This window comes from Ideonella sp. P3_A4 (assembly GCF_056403075.1).
Genome location: NZ_JBFUGE010000773.1, coordinates 1 through 2536, shown reverse-complemented (window position 1 = coordinate 2536; position 2536 = coordinate 1). Strand labels below are relative to the sequence as shown.

The following is a 2536-nucleotide window of genomic DNA, read 5'->3' as shown; positions in this document are numbered from 1 at the left end:
GTTCCCGCCGGGCCGCCCCAAGGGAACTGAGCGCCCCCTCGGGGGGCAGCTCGCACCGCGAGCGTGGGGGCGGACACTCACGCCGACTCCAGCTCCACCACCAGCGGCAAATGGTCGGACATGCGGGCCCAGGCCGCGCCGCGYGGCACCATCGTCGACAGGCAGCGAAAGCCGCGCATATAGACACGGTCCAGCGCGAACACCGGCACGCGCGACGGGAAGGTGACGCGCGCGCCCGGCTGGCCCGCCGGTGCGATGGCGCGTTGCAGACCCGCGTCGCTCATCAGCGCATCCAGCCGCTCGCCCCAGTCGTTGAAATCGCCGGCCACCAGCACCGGCTCGCCGTTCGGCACCTCGGCCGCGATGAACTCGGCCAGGCGCTGCACCTGCCGCACCCGACTGGAGTGGATCAACCCGAAATGGGCCACCACGGCGTGGAACTTCAGGCCCTGCCAGGTCACCGGCACATGCAGCAGGCCGCGCTGCTCGAAGCGGTGGTCCGACACGTCGTGGTGGCCGATGTCGCCGATCGGCCAGCGCGACAACAAGGCGTTGCCATGTTCGCCGTGGCGCGTGACCGCATTGGTGCGGTAGGCCGACTCGTAGCCTTGTGGCGCCAGGAACTCGGCCTGCCCACCCTCGGGCCAGCCGAGGTGGGTCTGGTCGAAGTGGCGCGCCTCTCGGGCATGGAACAGGCGCACCTCTTGCAGGAACACCAAGTCCGCATCCAGCGCCTCGATGCCCAGGCCCAGGTTATGGATCTCCAGTCGCTTGCGCGGGCCCATGCCCCGCACGCCCTTGTGGATGTTGTAGGTCGCCACCCGCAGCACCTGCGTGCTGTAGACGGTGCTGGGGCCCAGGCCACCCGGGCGCGTGACGCGGCTGTTCATGTCTGCGGCACTCCAACGAATCGTGGCAGCAGCAGGATGGCCTCGGCATTGGACGGCGAGAAGCAGCGGTCGGCGGCCTCGCGCCAGGGTAACCAGCAGTACGCCGTGTGCTCACGCGGCGCCAGGCGTACCGGCGTGCCGGCTGGCACGGTGAGGCCGAAGACGTGCTCGGTGTTGTGGGTCACATCCGGTGCATAGCGGTGCCGCCAGCGAGGGTAGATCTCGTAGTGGTTGGCCAGGTTCCAGTCGATCAGCGCTTCAGTGGGCACCTCGGCGCTGCCGATCGTGATGCCGGTCTCTTCGGCTACCTCGCGGGCGCAGGTGAGCACCAGCGGCTCGTCGACCAGGTCTTTCGAGCCGGTCACGCTTTGCCAGAAGCCGGGCGCATCGGCGCGCTCGATCAGCAGCACCTCCAGGGCCGGTGTGTGGATGACCACCAGCACCGACTCGGGCACCTTGAATGGGCGGGGGTCGGCAGGCGCGGACACAAGGCTCATGGGTCGATGGTAGTGCAGCAAGGCGTGGCCATGCGGCGCCACGGGTGGTCGCCGTGGCGCCGCCGCTGCGCCGACAATGCGCCCCATGCCCAGCGCTCACACCGCCCCGCCCTGCCCTGTGCCGCCGGCCACCGGCCCGGCCTGGCTGCAGGCGCACGGGCTGGCCTGCCGGCGCGGTGGCCGGCGTGTGTTCAGCGACGTCGAGCTGGACCTGCATGCCGGCCAGGCGCTGTGGCTGCGCGGTCCCAACGGCTGCGGCAAGACCAGTCTGCTGCGCCTGTTGGCCGGCCTGGGCGAACCCGACGAAGGTGAAGCCTTGTTCGAGGGTGAGCCGGTGCGCTCGCTGCGCCCCGAGGTGCGGGCCCGGTTGCGCTACCTGGGCCACGCCAACGCCTTGTCGTCGGGTCTGCAATTGGGCGAAGCCTTGGGCGTGCTGGCGCGCCTGGGCGGCGCCACGCCCAGCCGCGCGCAGGTGGCCGAGGCACTCGCGCAGGTCGGCCTGGCCGGGCGCATCGACGAGCCGGTCGCTCGGCTGTCGCAAGGCCAACGGCGCCGCGCCGCGCTGGCCCGCCTGATGCTGGACCACGAACCATGCCTGTGGCTGCTGGACGAGCCGCTGGAGGCGCTCGATGCCGATGGCGCCGCGCTGTTCGAGCATTGGTTGCGCGCGCACCTGGCCCATGGCGGCGCCGTGTTGATGACCAGCCACGCGCCGTGGCCGAGCGACGGCCTGCCACTGGCGCAATGGCATTGGGCCGACGAGGTGGCAGTATGAACGGCAGCACCGCGCTGCCCTCGTCCGCCGCGGCCGGTATCGGCGTCTGGCAACGCGACCTGCGGCTCGCCGCACGCCGGCGTGCCAGCTGGCTGCTGCCGCTGGCGTTCTTTGCGGCGGCCTTGAGCCTGTTCCCGCTCGGGCTCGGCGCTGAGCCGGCCTTGCTGCGCCGCGTGGCGCCGGGTGTGATCTGGGCCTGCGCACTGCTGTCGACGAYGTTGACCCTGACCACGCTGTTCGACGGCGACGCCGCCGACGGCACGCTGGAGCAGATGCTGATCGCGCAACGCCCACTGACCCGCACGGTGGCCGAACGGGTGGCCGCGCAATGGCTGGTCAGCGGCTTGCCGCTGGTGCTGGCCTCGCCGCTGGCC

The 2536-nt window shown here is 71.4% G+C and carries 4 protein-coding genes; 2 read left to right on the top strand and 2 right to left on the bottom strand.

Annotated elements, in window-relative coordinates:
- Positions 1-77: 77 nt before the first annotated feature.
- Positions 78-890, bottom strand: a complete 813-nt coding sequence (locus AC1DYI_RS32500; RefSeq protein WP_477208241.1) for an endonuclease/exonuclease/phosphatase family protein — start codon at positions 888-890, stop codon at positions 78-80.
- The gene (gene nudB / locus AC1DYI_RS32495; protein WP_477208240.1) at positions 887-1387 is read right to left on the bottom strand and encodes a dihydroneopterin triphosphate diphosphatase; all 501 of its coding nucleotides are present in this window, start codon (positions 1385-1387) and stop codon (positions 887-889) included. Before nudB ends, AC1DYI_RS32500 begins: the two co-directional genes overlap by 4 nt.
- An 85-nt stretch (positions 1388-1472) precedes the next feature.
- Here nudB and ccmA point away from each other — a divergent pair, with 85 nt between their 5' ends.
- Positions 1473-2162, top strand: a complete 690-nt coding sequence (gene ccmA / locus AC1DYI_RS32490) for a cytochrome c biogenesis heme-transporting ATPase CcmA (protein WP_477208239.1) — start codon at positions 1473-1475, stop codon at positions 2160-2162.
- Positions 2159-2536: heme exporter protein CcmB (locus tag AC1DYI_RS32485; protein WP_477208238.1), on the top strand; the 378-nt coding region annotated here is incomplete at its 3' end. The genes ccmA and AC1DYI_RS32485, both read left to right, overlap by 4 nt.